The 16,441-nt window shown below is 44.0% G+C and carries 19 protein-coding genes and 2 pseudogenes; 10 read left to right on the top strand and 11 right to left on the bottom strand.

The genetic code is table 11. From position 1 onward, the window contains the following. The first annotated feature begins 33 nt into the window (after positions 1-33). The 5 genes and pseudogenes from NST96_RS14750 to NST96_RS14730 all read left to right on the top strand — a co-directional run bounded on the left by NST96_RS14750 (position 34) and on the right by NST96_RS14730 (position 3,516). Positions 34-378, top strand: coding sequence for a hypothetical protein (locus tag NST96_RS14750; protein WP_342404154.1), 345 nt, complete (start codon positions 34-36; stop codon positions 376-378). A 186-nt stretch (positions 379-564) separates the two neighbouring features. After that, on the top strand, positions 565-1,179 hold the full coding sequence (locus NST96_RS14745; RefSeq protein ID WP_227278668.1) for an FMN-binding negative transcriptional regulator: 615 nt from the start codon (positions 565-567) through the stop codon (positions 1,177-1,179). A gap of 69 nt (positions 1,180-1,248) precedes the next feature. Then, positions 1,249-1,887, top strand: a complete 639-nt coding sequence (locus NST96_RS14740) for a LysE family translocator (RefSeq protein WP_031933358.1) — start codon at positions 1,249-1,251, stop codon at positions 1,885-1,887. Positions 1,888-1,974: 87 nt separating this feature from the next. After that, positions 1,975-2,685, top strand: a complete 711-nt coding sequence (locus NST96_RS14735) for a B3/4 domain-containing protein (protein ID WP_342404153.1) — start codon at positions 1,975-1,977, stop codon at positions 2,683-2,685. Between the two features lie 367 nt (positions 2,686-3,052). Further along, positions 3,053-3,516: pseudogene (locus NST96_RS14730) on the top strand (SRPBCC family protein). Between the two features lie 746 nt (positions 3,517-4,262). On the opposite strand, the gene NST96_RS14725 reads toward NST96_RS14730, so the two are convergent. After that, positions 4,263-4,391 carry a hypothetical protein gene (locus NST96_RS14725; protein WP_264484573.1) on the bottom strand — a complete coding sequence of 43 codons (129 nt, stop codon included), beginning with the start codon at positions 4,389-4,391 and terminating at the stop codon, positions 4,263-4,265. 961 nt (positions 4,392-5,352) lie between these two features. After that, positions 5,353-5,751, bottom strand: a complete 399-nt coding sequence (locus NST96_RS14720; RefSeq protein ID WP_003390545.1) for a hypothetical protein — start codon at positions 5,749-5,751, stop codon at positions 5,353-5,355. A gap of 122 nt (positions 5,752-5,873) precedes the next feature. Here NST96_RS14720 and NST96_RS14715 point away from each other — a divergent pair, with 122 nt between their 5' ends. Then, the gene (locus NST96_RS14715; RefSeq protein WP_031933044.1) at positions 5,874-6,191 is read left to right on the top strand and encodes a hypothetical protein; all 318 of its coding nucleotides are present in this window, start codon (positions 5,874-5,876) and stop codon (positions 6,189-6,191) included. 870 nt (positions 6,192-7,061) lie between these two features. Here the strand turns inward: NST96_RS14715 and NST96_RS14710 are convergent. After that, positions 7,062-7,262 (bottom strand): hypothetical protein, encoded by a 201-nt coding sequence (locus tag NST96_RS14710; protein WP_003390542.1) that lies wholly within the window; start codon positions 7,260-7,262, stop codon positions 7,062-7,064. A 134-nt stretch (positions 7,263-7,396) separates the two neighbouring features. On the opposite strand from NST96_RS14710, the gene NST96_RS14705 reads away from it, so the two are divergent. Together NST96_RS14705 and plsY are read left to right on the top strand one after the other, a co-directional pair. Then, positions 7,397-7,528: a hypothetical protein gene (locus NST96_RS14705; protein ID WP_264484574.1), complete on the top strand. Its 132-nt coding sequence runs from the start codon at positions 7,397-7,399 to the stop codon at positions 7,526-7,528. A gap of 305 nt (positions 7,529-7,833) precedes the next feature. Further along, positions 7,834-8,457, top strand: a complete 624-nt coding sequence (gene plsY, locus NST96_RS14700) for a glycerol-3-phosphate 1-O-acyltransferase PlsY (RefSeq protein ID WP_003390540.1) — start codon at positions 7,834-7,836, stop codon at positions 8,455-8,457. A 604-nt stretch (positions 8,458-9,061) separates the two neighbouring features. Here plsY and NST96_RS14695 read toward each other — a convergent pair. The 3 genes from NST96_RS14695 to istA form a co-directional block, all read right to left on the bottom strand. Further along, on the bottom strand, positions 9,062-9,193 hold the full coding sequence (locus NST96_RS14695; protein WP_255320384.1) for a hypothetical protein: 132 nt from the start codon (positions 9,191-9,193) through the stop codon (positions 9,062-9,064). Between the two features lie 196 nt (positions 9,194-9,389). Then, the gene (istB, locus tag NST96_RS14690) at positions 9,390-10,133 is read right to left on the bottom strand and encodes an IS21-like element helper ATPase IstB (protein ID WP_025846873.1); all 744 of its coding nucleotides are present in this window, start codon (positions 10,131-10,133) and stop codon (positions 9,390-9,392) included. Then, positions 10,130-11,638: an IS21 family transposase gene (gene istA / locus NST96_RS14685; RefSeq protein WP_251256056.1), complete on the bottom strand. Its 1,509-nt coding sequence runs from the start codon at positions 11,636-11,638 to the stop codon at positions 10,130-10,132. The genes istB and istA overlap by 4 nt, the downstream gene beginning before the upstream one ends. Positions 11,639-12,044: 406 nt before the next feature. On the opposite strand from istA, the gene NST96_RS14680 reads away from it, so the two are divergent. Continuing rightward, on the top strand, positions 12,045-12,629 hold the full coding sequence (locus tag NST96_RS14680; RefSeq protein ID WP_024983650.1) for a hypothetical protein: 585 nt from the start codon (positions 12,045-12,047) through the stop codon (positions 12,627-12,629). 114 nt (positions 12,630-12,743) lie between these two features. Here the strand turns inward: NST96_RS14680 and NST96_RS14675 are convergent, their stop codons facing one another. Continuing rightward, positions 12,744-13,724 (bottom strand): NAD(P)H-quinone oxidoreductase, encoded by a 981-nt coding sequence (locus NST96_RS14675; protein ID WP_003390534.1) that lies wholly within the window; start codon positions 13,722-13,724, stop codon positions 12,744-12,746. A gap of 275 nt (positions 13,725-13,999) precedes the next feature. Here NST96_RS14675 and NST96_RS14670 point away from each other — a divergent pair, with 275 nt between their 5' ends. Further along, on the top strand, positions 14,000-14,167 hold the full coding sequence (locus NST96_RS14670) for a hypothetical protein (RefSeq protein ID WP_339166082.1): 168 nt from the start codon (positions 14,000-14,002) through the stop codon (positions 14,165-14,167). A 151-nt stretch (positions 14,168-14,318) separates the two neighbouring features. Here NST96_RS14670 and NST96_RS14665 read toward each other — a convergent pair whose 3' ends face one another. From NST96_RS14665 to NST96_RS14650, 4 genes and pseudogenes are all read right to left on the bottom strand, one after another. Further along, positions 14,319-14,495 carry a hypothetical protein gene (locus NST96_RS14665; RefSeq protein WP_170208387.1) on the bottom strand — a complete coding sequence of 59 codons (177 nt, stop codon included), beginning with the start codon at positions 14,493-14,495 and terminating at the stop codon, positions 14,319-14,321. 396 nt (positions 14,496-14,891) lie between these two features. Then, entirely contained in the window at positions 14,892-15,230 is a 339-nt protein-coding gene (locus NST96_RS14660; protein ID WP_003390533.1) for a hypothetical protein, read from the bottom strand. Positions 15,231-15,413: 183 nt separating this feature from the next. Further along, a complete protein-coding gene (locus tag NST96_RS14655) occupies positions 15,414-15,974 on the bottom strand; it encodes a GNAT family N-acetyltransferase (protein ID WP_003390532.1) in 561 nt (186 codons plus the stop codon). A 51-nt stretch (positions 15,975-16,025) separates the two neighbouring features. Then, a pseudogene (locus tag NST96_RS14650) lies at positions 16,026-16,349 on the bottom strand (MOSC domain-containing protein); the annotation flags it as partial. Between the last annotated feature and the right edge of the window lie 92 nt (positions 16,350-16,441).

Raw genomic sequence — 16,441 nt, 5'->3', positions numbered from 1 at the left:
CTAGCCAAATCCAAGGGTAGATTTTGTAGGGGGATGTTGGCAAGTGCCTTTTTCATGGCCTCAGAATTGCGGTGGAACTCTGCAGTTTTCCGCCGCAATTCTCTGCACTTTTATCCTGCCATAAACAGCTATGAATCTCACCGAGAAAATGGTCGGCTCTGGGAGACGTTTGATCCTGAGCTGCTTGAGAGAGAAATGAAAGGGATCGTCGGTTTTGAAATTGAGATCACCTCCATTGAAGCTGCGGCCAAAATGAGCCAGAATCGAAGCGATACCGATTATAAATCGATTGTTGCAGAGCTTGAAAAATCAGAGGATCAAGAGGAAATTCAGGTTGCTCAGTGGATGCGCGAGAAACGGAAAGGGTTATTTGAATAATCGGCCCGGTTATGACAGATTGTTATCGTGCAGCCCCAGGGGCCAGTCAGCACTTTTATCACTTTTCCACTCACTGACATGCGCGATTTTTCAATACTGTACCTTTTTTACATGTCAGCTTGAGTTATATCATACTGGATAATGGAAATCCGTTGTATGTCAAAAAGAGGATTAGGAGAATTGCAAATGTATATCCCGGAGCATTTTACAATGAAAGAAGAAGCCGCCTACAAGGTCATACAGGAGAACAGTTTTGCAACATTGTTTTCCATTCATAAAGGAATGCCCTTTGCAACACATTTGCCTCTGATCTTGAACAAGGAGAAAACCCATTTGTACGGTCATTTTGCCCGTCCGAACCCGCAGTGGCACGATATTCGAAATCAGACGGTCTTAACCGTTTTCCATGGTCCTCATTGCTATATCTCTCCATCTTGGTACGAGACCAATAAAGCAGTGCCCACGTGGAATTATGTGACTGTCCATGTTTACGGAGAAGTTGAGCTAATCGAGGATGAAGAGGAATTAATGAGTTCCATGAATGATATGGTAGCGAAGTATGAAGCTCCTGACAGCCCTTACAGACTGCAAGATGTAGATACTGAGTTTCTTTCTGGTATGAACAAAGGCGTTCAAGGATTCAAAATCAAAATCGATCGGGTGGAAGGAAAGGCAAAGCTAAGTCAAAACCATTCCTTGCACAGACAGGAGCTCGTTATAAATCAGTTGGAACGGATTCCATTTTCAAACGAGCAGCAAATTGCTTCCTTGATGAAAGCGAACCTTACAAATAAAGTCTGACTTTGCTTTCACCAATCAAGGAGGAGCTGGTTACAGCTTGGGCAAAAATACAACAAGGAGTTGCATCCTATGGAGTTTTCAACGATTTGGCTATTTGTAATGGCTGCCGCTGCATTGTTAATCATACCTGGACCTGCTGTGTTCTACATTATGGCAAGAAGTATCGATCAAGGCAAGAGAGCGGGGCTCGTGTCCGTTCTTGGTGTATCACTCGGTGGTTCTGTTCACGTTCTGGCAGGAGCAATCGGAGTTTCTGCGATCCTGATGACATCGGCAACAGCCTTTGCTATCGTAAAATACTTGGGCGCTGCTTATCTTATCTATCTGGGGTGCAAAACTTTATTTTCTGCATCCGCTGGAACAACTTCCGAAATTCCAACAGCCCCTCGCAAAAGGTTACGTAAGATTTTTTACGAATCGGCACTCGTAGAAGTAATGAATCCGAAGACAGCACTCTTTTTTTTATCCTTCTTTCCGCAATTCATTTCACCTTCGGCTGGATCAGTCACAACACAATTTTTGCTTTTAGGAACGATATTTCTTATCCTAGCTTTTATCAGTGATGGTCTGTATGCTGTTCTTGCAGCAAGTATAAGAAAGCGGATTGTGGGTAGGAAAGCGAGTACAAAGTTAATGAATCGGATGACTGGTTATTTTTATATTGCTCTAGGGGTATTCTCCGCCTTTGCGAGCCCGTCCAAAACATAAGCGTGTGATGATGACATGTCGGGTTGTGACACAACAAATCGTGATTTTACACAAACAATATAGCAAAAAGAAATGGAGAGATATTCGATGCCAAGATTTATCATTGAAGATGATTTTTGGTCGCTATTTCCTCACGCAAAAATTGGAACCGTTATTTGCCAAGGGATCGATAATTCCATAAGGGATGTTGAAATCTACGAGAAACTGCTGCAGGAGGCTGAGAAAGAAGCACACACATTCTTGAGGCTGGAGGAATTCAGCGGCAATCCAGTCATATCCGTTTGGCGGGAAGCCTTTCAGAAATTCAAGACAAAGAAAGGGGCAAGGTGCTCCATCGAAGCTTTATTAAAAAGAGTGAAAAACGGCAATCATATCGGAACCATAAACCCGCTTGTCGACATCTATAATTCCATTTCATTGCGTTATGGACTTCCGTGTGGCGGAGAAGATATCGACACTTTTGCAGGCGATATTCGGCTCACACAAGCAATTGGCAACGAACCGTTTATTCCATTGGGAAGTGATGAAAATGCTCCGCCTTATGAAGGTGAAATTGTTTATAAAGATGATGCGGGCGCCATATGCAGATGCTGGAATTGGCGTGAAGCTCAGAGAACGATGCTAACAGAAAAGACGAAAAACGCATTCCTCTGTATTGAATTAGTAGATGAAACCAGAAGCGATGAGTTTCACATGGCGCTGAAAGAATTGGCTGATTTGGTGTCCCGTCATCTCGGGGGAACTGTGAAGATTGAAGTGTTGGATATGAATAATCGGGAAATGGCAATTTTTGGTTAAGGTCAAATAGCGTTTAAGAGAGGGGCCCTGTCAGTTGATATGGACGAAAATACGTTTCTGTCCATATCAATGCTTGTCAGCACTCATACATGAAACCCGCTGCGGCGGGTTTTTTTATAGGCTTTTTATCCTCATCATATCATGAGAGTAATGCTCCCCGTTTAAATGTATGAGTAGGAAACAATGATTGGGATGATTCAAGAGAGCAATCTGAAAGAAACCGGTTCAGTATGTATTTGCTATGATTGAAAAAGGAGCTGAACAATGATGACGGTTTCCCCGTGTCATATGGAAAGGAATGCAAGGGAAGCTGCTTTGTGCTATAGGTTTAGCAAGTCGAAGTCAATTTCATTTTGGAGGGATTGACATGAACCAAAACAACGAAAGCGGAGCGCAAGTAGGCGAACGCGAGATTGTGATCACTCGCGTATTGGATGCTCCACGCGATCTTGTGTTTGATGCCTGGACGAAAGAGGAGTACCTGTCAAAGTGGTGGGGACCTCAAGGCTTTACGTTGACTCTTCAGAAGTTTGAGATGAAACCGGGCGGTACATGGCAATTTATCATGCACGGTCCAGATGGCGTTGACTATCCCAACACCAATGTTTTTGTCGAGGTCGTTAAACCCGAGCGAATCGTCATCAAACACGATGTTTTTCCTCATTTTCTGGCCACAGCCATTTTTGAGGATCTGGATGGTAAGACCAGACTTACGTACAGCACCGTTTTCGAAGAAACTGCCGCTATATTCGAAAGGTGAAAGTATATGCCGTCCCAGGTGCCGAACAGACCATGGATCGCCTGGAGGAGCTTTTGGCAAGCATATCGTAAAAGGAAGAGGCAAGCCTGGTATTTCGGACCTTTTCATGGATTTAAAAATTTGTAAGGGCGGCCAAACAGGTTTCCTTTCAGATCAATAACAGTGAGGGAGTACCTACTATTGATTCCTTATCGGGCAAATCTAACAGAAATAGAAATGACCTTCCTTTATTGTTGATTGCATCTCCCTTGATTTACAAGGGTTTTTAGATAAGTACGGGTTTGCAGGGATACTGTTTTTCCTTCTTTTCAGGCTAGCGGCGAGGGTTCGAGCACCATCACCCGCTACATCGAATCAGAGTGTTGAAACCTTGAAAAATCAAGGTTTTTTCTTTTTGTCTGAGGGTTGCAGGGGAAGTGAAAATGAAGCCAAAGAAGGAGCGCTGAAGGATTGTTGGACGAAATTTCTTCGGACATTCCTGGTGAGGGAACCTAGTTTTTCCTATCATTGCAATCCAGACAACCAGGATTTACAAGCGTGCGGGTGACAGGGTGAGGTGAACGTGATCTGTACGATAGCAGCCATTGAATTAACATAATCATGATTATGTTAAAAACTAGCTCAATTATGTAAAGATTATATCGAGGAAAAGTAGCTAAACGATGAACCATATGCAGAAACCATTGCTACTCTTTGGGAGGCGGTGTGAGGACCCGGATTAGAATTCAGAGTTTGCGTGATCGGCAACTCCGACCGCCTCCAATTACAGAAACTTTTGTCAGGACAGGTCGGAGAGATGGCGCTCACGGATTAGCATCTAGACGCACCACCATTCATTTGGTTTTGGTATGCATGTAATACTTGCGGCTTGAGCATTATGCAAAGGAACTGCGAGCAAAGCAAGAGCAAATGCAAGAGACAAAGAAGCAGCAAGGAACTTATTCATGGGATCACCTCCTTACTGAAAGTTGTTAATATTCTATCATTATTTGGGTTTATTGTAAAATGGTGGGCGGATGATATATGAGCTTTCAAACCTGCTCAAAATGCTAAATGCCGTGGTGAACGATGATGTAGTTTTCGTGAAAAGCCCGATCCGCAATAGCTGCCAAAGTTGTTAGGATTTTAGTTCTCATCCATAACAAAGTCGCCAGTGAGTTGGCGTGTTGAAGGCGCCAGAGAAAACAGGTGTGACCAACCTAAGCAAATGTCTTTGAGAAGTCTTGCACCTTCGTGACGAATGAACGTTATACCGTGGTAATTGAAACCGATGTGGTTTTCTTTCGTTGAGGGATTAAAAGGAAGGGATCTAACGAAGAGAGTCCCATATGTAGATAACAAGATTATCACTTATAACTACCTGCTCAACTTTCACTCCGCACTAAGAAAAACTCATGTGTAAGGCCCATTTTTTGATCACCTAGAGTTTGCTAAGAGGCTTTTTACTAAGCAGTGATTTTGTAACTCATTTCCGCTCGGATACAGGGGTTTCATTTGGGCCGACATGAAAAACCGGATAACAGAAATGACAAAAATACTGATCCCAAAGAGTGAATGAAGTAAGTGCCACAATGGATACAAGTATCGCCGCAAGAAACGAGTGGCGGCCTTTTGAGTAAGCTTTAATTAGATAACAGTATGAGAAGAAAATGATAGTGATTAGTATGAACAAGAAAAATGCGAATGATTTTACGATCGCAGCACCAATCAGGAATCCGGAGGGTGAAGGTTTGGCTGCGATTACAGCCAGGACTGGAGACAAAACCAGTATGTAAATAATAAGCCCGATAAAATAAGGGAGTCGCATTCAAAATCATCCTTATTTGAACAAGAGTCGAGTAAATTATAACTCTATTCGTTGCTAATGGATCATGAGATTGGTGTCTTCACAAAAAAACACATCTCACCTATTCTTTTACATCAATTTCCCAAACTTCTGAACCAGTAATAGTTCCTTTCTCTACAGAAAATCGAAGGGTATATTTTCCTGATTCTTGGAAGAAAACGGTCCCTTCATATCCATCCTCGTAAGGTTGCATGACAATACTCACGTGTTGGTTATTGTCAAAGTAGGTTACTTTTACCAGTGCGTTCCGTAACGGCCTATCGTTGTAATACAAATTGCTCGCTACATCAATTGGAGTTTTGGCTACAATTCCATTGGCAGAACCGGCTTGTAAGTTCCAATCAAATTTATTTCTTTGGGCTGGTGATGAGTCAAGTAAGAATCTTGCAGGTATTAAAAGCGCAAATAAGAGAGGAAGAACAACTATTAAGTTCCCCGATGTAAAAAGTTTTTTGTTCAAAATGAAATACCTCCGATTCAAGTGTTGGTATTGTTTCCACTATAAGGACGAAGGTAGTGGTAATTTGTTACAATTCGATTCGATTTTTCAAATCACTCAATTTGTAAAGAAGGGGTAAAGGCATGGAACAGGAAAAGGAAAAGCAATCCTTTTTAAAGATGGTCCGCATTCTTCATAAAGGAGTTCAAATCATTCCAGTCGGGTGGGAACGGTTCCTGAAAAAATACGGAATGACTGATGAGGAAATCGAACAAGCAGCAAGGTATGAAGTCCGGGTGTGTAGGGGCGATTTTTTCTTACCGAGGATTTGCAACAGGAGGAACGGCTTAGATTTTACAAAACATATCGGGAACAAAGGAAAACGTAATCGTCCCAGAAAGAAAAGATATCAATCCCATCACACCATTTTTTGTAATCGAAAAGCTCAGGGTTTTGAATAAGTTGAAACGACCGAGAAACCCATTGTTGGATGTAATAATTTCGATTGGATGATGCTTGCTCTACAAAAAGTCGGACTTCCTCAAGGTAGTTTTTATCTTTTACTATTCCAACTGCATCACCTACAAATAGGTATAGGCAAGCTAGAAAGACTTTTCGTTTAGCCTTCGCTACTTTCGGATTCATTGATAGTGATAGTAGTAAAGGAGCGGTACTTAAATCAGTAAGAAAAAGGTCCCAATCTTGATGAGGGAATTCTGTGTCATTAGAGAAGGCCCAGTCATTGATGGCATAAACCATCGTATCAACCACTTTCTATAGAATCCCCAATTGAGGGAGATTTGGGTAATAACTCGGCCAAAAATTATACCACGGAGGTCTAACCGTGAGGGGAAGGGAAGATCAGCGCACAAGAGTAACTGTCATTTCTGGAACCAGTAGATGCCGCAAGCAGTGAGCTTCGGATTTTTCAAAGCAAAAGGAGCTGTCATTTACCAAAAGAGAAATTGTGATGAGGAGGAAGCCAATAAACAGAAAAGGGTACATAAAGTACCCTTAAGCTCCAGTCCCGTTATGGAAAGATCTACACAAGTTCAATTAATAAATTTCTTGGCAAACACGTTGTGCATAACACCCTTGTGTTTCAGCAGCTGTAGCACCAGCAGTTACAGACATAACCATTACCACAGAAAAAACAACAGCAAGCAACTTTTTCATCGGATCACCTCCTCACAGAAAGTTCTGACAATAACGTATCATTTTAGGGAGATTCTGTAAACAGCATTTTTTCATGAGATATCGAAGCTTAACACAATATTTCGATGGAAATACGGAGCTGGTGCCCCTCATTCGAGGAAACACCAGCTGCTGGGTTAGTCTTGTTGTGACACACCATCTGTACCAAACAAACGCCTCAAGACGACCTGTGTAACTTCTGACACACGTTCAAAAACAAAAGCGACTTCCAAATCGTGTGGCTGTACATGGTAACGACTTACACCGAGTTGTGAAAGTTCATTACTGATTCGCAGCGCGTCATGGAGACTTACAAAAAAGTACAGACGCTTGGTCATAGTTCTCACCCCCTTCCGCAACTAACGGTAGCAGAAGAGGTATGAGGCAGAAAAAGAAAAGTCCCCATGCTGGAGATCGAAAGTATATACGCTACCAACGTTATACCATGGCAAAACGCGAGGGGGTACGGAAGATGAGCGCACAGATGTCTTTTCTGCCGAAGCTAAACCGTAAAGAGACACGGAGAAGGGGAGAGGAAGCCCAGGAAACGGCTCGAATTTACAACCAGATCGGATTCGCTCGTCGGCAAAATCCCTCCCTTTAAACTTGCGAGAACATCTGAAAAAATAAGAGATATGTTATAATGAAGCCAGGAAACAAAAATATCTGAAAATTACCGAATGTAAGAATTCTGAGAGAGAACACCTCCAAAGAATGGCAAATATGAGAGAAAACATCCCTATATATTCTATTTGCTTGGCAAAGGTTCATAAATATGCTTGGCAAAATATTTGGCCGCAGTCATTCATTGATATAACCAATGGGTAAAGGAGGCAGGTTTGACGGCGGATGAACCCTGTATAGATGGATAAATAAAAGAAAATGAGAATACTCCAAGGGAGAAGAGCGATGATTGATATTATAAAGCTTTTGGCAGCCTTAATTTTGGGCTACCTTTTGGGCAGCCTGAATACCGCAGTAATTGTAGGGAACATATACGGCACGGACATAAGAAGCCATGGAAGCAAAAGCGCCGGACTTACCAATACGCTGAGGGTACTTGGGAAATCTGCTGCGGTGTTAGTTCTTGCGGGAGATATATTAAAAGGGATCATTGCCTGTATGATAGGCTTGTACATTGGCGTTTACTTTTATTCGGGAGAGGCTAAAGAATGCGTAAGCCTTTTAGCGGCAGGCGCAGGAGCGGTTATTGGGCATAACTGGCCGGTATATTTTGGCTTTAAAGGGGGCAAGGGAGCACTTACAGCAGTGGCTGTGCTGTTCATGGTTGACTGGGTGATGGCCCTTTTATGCCTTGGCTTTTTTGTGATAATAGTAGCTTTGACCCGTTATGTTTCTTTAGGCACAATATGTGCAACAGTGCTTTTTGCGGTTATTTCATTTATTCCTGTTTTTGGGAATACCTTGTATTTTTATATATTTGCGTGCCTAATGGCGCTTATGGTTGTTTTCAGGCATACGGCAAATATACAAAGGCTGCTCTCAGGAACAGAAAATAAGCTTCTTTTTTGATGTTTTTACCGTGTTGAGCGTGTTGATGATTGGTGCTATGCGCCATGGTGGTTTTCTTTCTTGGGACGACGATCTGGATATAGCGTTTAATGAGGCCTGAATAAAAAATTCAGGGTTGCTTACAAGCGGGATAGGGGACTCCAGAAGTTTTTCATTCAATGTATCTTTGCGGAGGGAGAGTACCCGAGGCAATAGCCATTTTTACAAAAAAAAGTAAATAAGCTAGCGTCACGGGTAATTGATTATTCATAGTGAGGGGATGAAGGGGCAAGGTAGTCTATCAATTCAACAATCCCCCAAAACATGACGAATGTTATCAGTACATAAATCCATTTTTTACGAAGCGAATGGGAGTTTACGATAAAACCCCAACTAACGAGGAGAACTGTAATCAAAATGATTGATACGATATCGATCATGCGGAATCCACTCCTTCACGCTCCTTTCCGTATGGAATGGTAGACATGATGACAGGTTTTCAAAAAAAGAAAGAGCGGACACCTGTAAGTAAGGTGCCAGCCCAGATAGAACCCCCACATTTTGTCGGGGTTTTCTTCAGTCCAAAGGGCACATGAAGCCCCCCTCATAAGAGTCCTGTAAGTTCTTAATTCATAATCACACACCATGGAACCATCGCACACGATGGACGAACTTCCGCTGGCTTGGCAGCAAGCGCAGCACTCGATACAGACAGAACCAGCATGACAGAAAAAACAATCGCAGCGATCTTCTTCATCATTCCACACCCCAAATTTGTAATTTTATGTTAATTTTATCCCAAGTTACATCTGGTTTCAACCGTAAAAGGTAATAATTTCCTCGTTTTCATCCGCCTGTGAATGTCAATCAAAATGTTGACCACCGTGCTCATCAAAAAATTGACCACCATGGCAAAAATCAATCCACCCGTCGGGTGGGTAACTTTTTCATGATCACGATCTTTGAATGCTCTGCTTAAAGCGATAGCTGTCTCCATTCATTGCAAAGATATGGGCACGATGGGTAAGCCGATCAACCAGGGCTGACGTCATTTGCTCATCTTTGAAAATCTGTGTCCATTCCGTAAATTCCAGATTACTGGTAATGATCATGCTTCCTTTCTCATAGCGGGCCGCACAAAATTGGAATAATAACTCCGCCCCGGTCCGACTCAGAGGGACAAACCCGACTTCATCCAAAATAATCAAATCTGTTTTCAACCATTGCCTCTCTAGCTGGAGGATTCGCTTTTGGGACTGAGCTTCCATAAGCTCGTTACATATTTTAGCGGCAGTCCAAAACTGAACGGAATAGCCATGATGGCAAGCTTCCTTCCCGAGTGCAATGGAGAGATGAGTTTTGCCAGTGCCAGAGTTTCCGATAAACATGATGTTCTCTGCCTTTTCGATGTACTCACAACGAGCCAGTTGAAGCAATTTGGGCTTATTGAGGGACGGAATCGCCGAGAATTCAAATTGATCGAGCGTTTTCATAGAAGGGAATTTGGCGTGCTTGATGCGACTCGCGATTTGGTTAGCATCCCTTTGCTGAACTTCTTGCTCTAGTAGGGCTAAGAGGAACTCCTCGTAGGGAATTTGCCGTTCAGCAGCATCATGGGCGATTTCCTTATAGACACGTTTAATCGCAGGTAAGCGAAGGCGTTTCGCGTAGGTTTCAAGCAGGAAACTCGTACTCAATGAACCACACTCCTTTTCTGTAACAAACGATTGTACTGGCTAAGATCTGGGGCCTTTACCTGAATACGTGGAACAGAGCTATCCTCCGCCAACGAGAGTTGGGGCAAACGGTGTTCCGGCAATGTTCGCTGAAACAATAATTGCCTTACGGCATCATACTGGAACATCCCTTTTTGGCAGGCCTCCCCCAGTGCTTCTTCGACGAGAGAAGTATCGAATTCACGGTGCAAAAGCAAGAGTCGAACGAACTCCTTCATCCCTCCTGGTCGGTTACGGCACTTGTCCAAGAACTTTTGGTAAATGGCGGGTAATCCTGCCTGATGCAATGGTCTAGCATAAAGAACTGCTCCTGGGCGAATAAGAAGTAAATCCAGATAATGATCGTATTGCAAAATCTCCTTTCCTTTTTCCAAGCACCGCTCATGCGTCGCAATCAGGCTTTTTCCGTGATACACCTCAATTTTTTCAGCAAATACTCGGCAAATAAGTTGGGTCGATGCATAGGAAACCGGGACGGAATAGGCATTTTTTTCAATGTGGATCATGGATAGCGTATTGCTTTTCACGGGTACAACACGGAAACAATCCAATGGCCGTGGAGGCAATGGAAGCATGATGGGCAACTCTTGAACAAATGCTTCTCCAACCGTTAGGGAAGACCGGGGAACGGTTGTATTCTCGTAAGAGATACATTTTTCGAGGAGGATTTGATTTAGCTCCTCCAGAGAAGAAACACTAGGAACAGGTGCAAAAAATTGCCTCTGGGCAAACTGTACGAGGTTTTCCACTTGGCCTTTTTGATGCCCTTTTCCCGGATCACAGAAATAGCTTTCAAACAGGTAGTGGGCACGTAGCTGAATAAATCGCTCTTGTTCCTCGCGATTTTTGCCTTCCAATACCTTCTTAACGGCTGTTGTCAGGTTGTCGTATGTGATGACTTGGGGAACAGCACCGAAAAATTCAAAAGCATCTACATGACCTTGGAGAAGAGCCTCTTGCTTCTGATGAGCAAATGTCTTGATGAAAATCTTTCTGCTGTATGTGCAACGCATACAAAAGACTTGAACCTTCACTTGTTTCCCTTGTAAATGAACCGTAACCTCACCCCAGTCAAATTGGGCAAATCGCCCTGGCGGGAAATCAAGAGGGACAAATGCTTTAGGAGGAGAAACCCGCAACTCTCTGACGTAGCGTCGTACAGTAGATTCACCGCCGGTGAATCCATGTTCGTCAACGAGTCTCTGGTAAATACGTTTGGCAGTATGACGCTGCTTCGGGGGAGCCTGTTCATCTTGACGCAGCCATTCCAAGATGATGGGCTTGACAAAATCAATGACTGGCTTCGGCTTCGGTTTTGAAAGCTGGTATACAGGGATTTCCGTTGATGTCAAGGCTTTTCGTATCACTTGACGCGAGTAGCCAGTTTCGCGAGAAATTTGACGAATCGACTTCCCTAGCAGAAAGTGTTGTTTCCTGATAAACTCATAATTAGCCATCTGAAGCATTTCCTTTCCTCCTATATCTTGTTGTCTAGACAACTACAAGATACAGGAAAGAGGTGCTCAGGTGGTCAACTTTTTTATGAGCGATGTACCACTAGGTGGTCAATTATTAGATTAGCATTCACAAAAGTCCGATAATGCCGCGATATCGATGCCCGTCAAAGGCCCGAGCCAAGCGCTCATACAGAAGGAGAAGGGGAGAAGTCGAGAGATGCGATCCGATTGCGGACAATGATTGCAACGATCAATGAACCGATTACAGCTTTGAGCGGTTCCGCTCCTAATAAAAAAGGTTGTAACGGCGCAGCTTCGGCTCTTTCACGAAAAGACGGCGGAGAACCAGCTTAAACTGCATCCAGTATAATTGCCCTGAAGGATTTGGTATAATCTGGATGGTGGGAGGGGTGTCATGAAGCTGATTGCCTACGTTTTGCTAATGATCATTGTTTTAACGGGCTGCAGCACTGATAAGGAGCAGGAAATCCAGCCGTTGGATGCATCTTACTCAGAACAAAAGGCTGTACTGGCTCCAACGGAGGAAGATATGCCCGCTGCTCTCTTGGACATAAACAAATTGGTACAATCAACCCGAGGGCTTCCTGATCAAGCGGGCGGAGTAGAGGAACTGCTCGGAAAACCGCTCAAAACAGAGCAAGGTGAATGGACGTTATATGGTTCGGGAGCAAAGACCCCGTTTATCAGGCATTATTATGAACATGCCGTAGGAACGGTATCTGTTATGTACATTGACGGCAATATTGCCCATATAAACGTAGAATTTGCGGAACCATTGCATGATTCGGGCGACGAGATGAAAGCGTTGGAACTGATAGGGATCGTGAAAGACGATTTCCTTAAGAAAATTGCGGAAGAATCGAATTATACACGCTTTATTTTGAGGGATTTCTATTACGCGGACGTGATTCATGGAAAACCGGATAAGCCAGCTTTCATTCTCGGGATAAAGGTTGTGACAGATGAAACGTACGAATAGCCGAAGGCATTGAACCGAAATAGTGAACAGGGCACCCTTACCAAAGAAACCTCACCCAAACAGGTGAGGTTTTTTCTGTTGAAGCATTTGCAATACGGTTATGCATTTCAAAAACTACTCCATGAATTGAAGGATGATCTTCCCGATATTGCGGTTCTCTTCCATATACACATGAGCTTTATCTACCATTTCAATCGGAAATACGGTGTCGATGACAGGATGTACTTCTTTTCTTTCCAGATATGCCCCAACATTTTCCATGAATTCTTTCGTTAAAAGAGCTTTGTATTCGTCGCTTCTTGGCGTCAGCAATGTCCCTGTCAATTGGACGCATTTCGCCATCAAGGAAAACAAATGTACGCTTTCCACTTCACTTCCGCCTAAAATGCCGATGAGGACCCAGCGCCCTTCCTTTTTTATACTCGCCAGGTTTTTCTCCCAATACGCAGCGCCAATAAAGTCCAGAATCAAATCGGCACCGCGCCCGTTTGTAGACTTCAGAACCTCTTCTTCAAATGCCTGCTCTTTGTAATTGATCGTGACGTCGGCTCCCAACTCCCGGCAGAAATCCAGTTTTCTCTGGGAACCGGCAGTCACGATTACTTTTGCGTTACACAGTTTTTTTGCCAACTGAATGGCGGCTGTCCCAACTCCGCTGGCACCAGCATGGATTAAGACGGTTTCATTTTTTTGCAGCTTGCCGATCCAAAATAACGTTTGATAGGCAGTGAGGAACACTTCGGGAATGGATGCCGCTTCTTCAAACGATAAAGACTCGGGGATTTTCATTGCCCGATCGGCTGGCATGATGGCAAACTCGGCATAGCCGCCGCCATTGACCAATCCCATCACTCTGTCACCTGCGGAAAGGGAGCTGTATCCGTTCGTTTCTACAACTGTACCGGCTATTTCAACACCTAAAACAGGGTTTGCGGCATACCCTGCCTTTCCTTCGCGTGTAATGATATCGGTTCGATTTACTGCCGCTGCATGTACGCGTACAAGCAATTCTCCTTGCTTTGGTTCGGGGATTGGCAAATTGGCAATCTCAAGTTGATCGGGACCGCCTGGCTTTTTGACGATAACTGCTTTCATCATGAACCACTTCCTATAACGTATATGGTGATGAAGGTACATACCTTGTGGATGCAAAAACAAAAATGGAAAGCGAAGGCAACCATCTCTTTCATATGGAACAACTTTCCTGGTTCTTACCATAACATATTTGCCTGGAAATGAAAGCTATGGTCTTCTTACTGTTTCCCAAAAGTCTTGCTCAGACTCGTCACGGCGTATAAACCAGTGACAGGCATGCAGATGGGGTCAGCTTTTTGCAATTGGAGACAATAAGGCGAGGGGAGGTGAAGGAAATGTCTCTAGGCAATGAAGACAAAAGTCAGCAGCAGGAGATGGGACATGACGGTAGCAATATGCATGGCTATTCCCTGACAAAAAAGGAGCATAGTCTGGCTGCAAACGCAGGCAAAGGAACTGTAGAGCCCGAAAAACAGGGTGAAAAGGTAAATGAAGTAGCCTAGCGTGCTGCTAAGTTAACACATGAATAGCGAAAAACAAAAACAGGCCCTCCGGCGGTGAGTTTATGGCTGTGACCAAGGAGGGGCCTTTGCTTTGAACGGCATAAAAAACACCTTCACAGCATTAGGTGAAGGCGCGAATCATGTTGCAGAGTTAGAGATCTACTTTTGTTATTCCCCTAGCTGCTGGCGTTGCTTCATCTTCGTCTGGTGTCGGGAACATCTGGTATTGATGACGTCTGACGATTTCACTTTCATCCAGGGTAGAGGTTACGGTGTTTGTTTCAGTTTGGTTTGCTTCCTGTTTGCCTTTTTCAACGCGGTCTGCCATCCAAGTCACCCCCTCAAAAAGCTAGTCTCTTCAGGAAGTTTGGACGTTATACAGGGACACTTGAGTGTCATGGAAAGGGGGCCCATTTCTATCCCGCATACATATCAGAGAGATGCATACAAAAAACGCGCCCGAGAGAGCGCGCAGACATTAGAAATGGTGATGATTGTTGTGCATCTGACTTAGTGTCTGGTGAGCGATTGAATCGTCCATCGAGTGCTTTTGAGCGTATTCATCCCGCTTTTTCATACTAATTGATCCGCTTAGACACCATGCTAAACCAACCAAAACAAGTAATCCGCCGAAAACATACAGCACTGGCATCACCCCTTAATCAGGTTACTTTTAGTTTAGCAAATATTACCACATAAGTCATTACCCAATCAAATTCGACGATCAAGGTGCAAATCCATAAAACAGCAAGATAAAAATGAAATTCAAAACAAAACCGGCTCCAATCGCAAGCGGAATATATAAGAGGCTCAGAAGTACGCCGAGAAACAGGGGAAGCTCTTTACTTTTCGCAAAGCGGATCAGTCCAACAAATCCAGCTACCAACAGCGGGACGATATACAAAAAGGCGAACAGGCTGACCCATTCGATTAATGTGTGAAAAGCTTCTTGCGGAACAGGACCCTGTTTCATATGATAGGCCTCGATGATATACAACCTTCCGAACCAAAAGACAGCCGAAAGAACGATATAGTAATAAACGAATAGTCTTGATTGACGCATATCTGTTCACTCCGATTCGGGATGCTTTCTATAAACATTAAACCGAAGAGAACATGAATGAAAAAAGTACCAACTTTTTTTGGTACCTTTGCTTGACGTCCACTTGATGTCATTACTGCTCTTTTTATATACAAAAAAACAACAGGCTGTCATAAGCCTGCTGCCAGGAACTGAACTTTTTCATCATTTTACTTTGGCAAACACACAGGTATCCCTCAATTCCTTTCCGTCTACAGAAAGCAAGTCGTTGCGTAAAATCCCTTCCAGTACAAATCCTAATCTTTCCGGAATGGCACGACTTTTCACGTTCTGGGGATCACACCGAATTTCCACACGCCGTGCTTTTAATTCCTCAAAGGCAAAGGCGGTAATTCCTTGGACAGCTTCTGTCATGTATCCGTTTCCGCTAAAGCGGGTGTCGATCCAGTAGCCGATCTCAAACTTGGGGATGGCCCAATTGATGCGATGGAGTCCAGATGAGGCGATAAAATCGCCGGACTCTTTATGAAATACCAGAAGTCGCAAGTCCTCCCGTTTCAAAAAATCCAAATGAGATTTACGGATGCTGATTTCTACATCCTGTTCTGTCTGTTCATGATGGGCGAAAGGCATCACAGGCTTTAGCTCTTCGAGAGAAGCGGTGATCGCTTGGAAAACAGCTTTGCCGTCTCCTGGTTTTGGCATTCGGATTAACAGCCGATCCGTGCAAAATTCACTCGGGAAATCAAGCAGCAGTGGATTCATTTTCATTTCTCTCCCATTCTATTTCTCATTGTAGTGTAGGTGCCTGACTTTTCAGACGCGATCAAGCGGTCGGTACGGTTCCGGCGGGAGCTCTACGCAGATTGGATCGCCAGGCTTAACTTCTCCGTCCGCCAGCACGATTCCCATGATTCCCGCCTTGCGGATCAGGTTGCCATGCTCGTCGTGATCCAAAAGTGCTGCCATCAGACCTGGCAGGAAGCGGTCCAACTGAGCACAAGGATTGCGTAATCCGGTAATCTCTACAAGCGCCGTTTCGCCCAGCCGGAGCCTGGTACCTACTGGCAGCCCAAGCAGGTTAATGCCGCGTGTTGTGATATTCTCTCCCAACTGCCCGGCAGAGACAGTAAACCCGGCCCCCTTTAATTCATCAAATGCTGACCGCTACTACCTCCGTTGTCTGTTTCATTCTATACGACACCTCCTGTTGTCATTGTAACCGGAAGAAG

This window comes from Brevibacillus sp. FSL K6-2834, from assembly GCF_038592925.1.
Classification (GTDB): domain Bacteria; phylum Bacillota; class Bacilli; order Brevibacillales; family Brevibacillaceae; genus Brevibacillus; species Brevibacillus borstelensis.
This window is presented reverse-complemented; position numbering and strand designations above follow the sequence as displayed.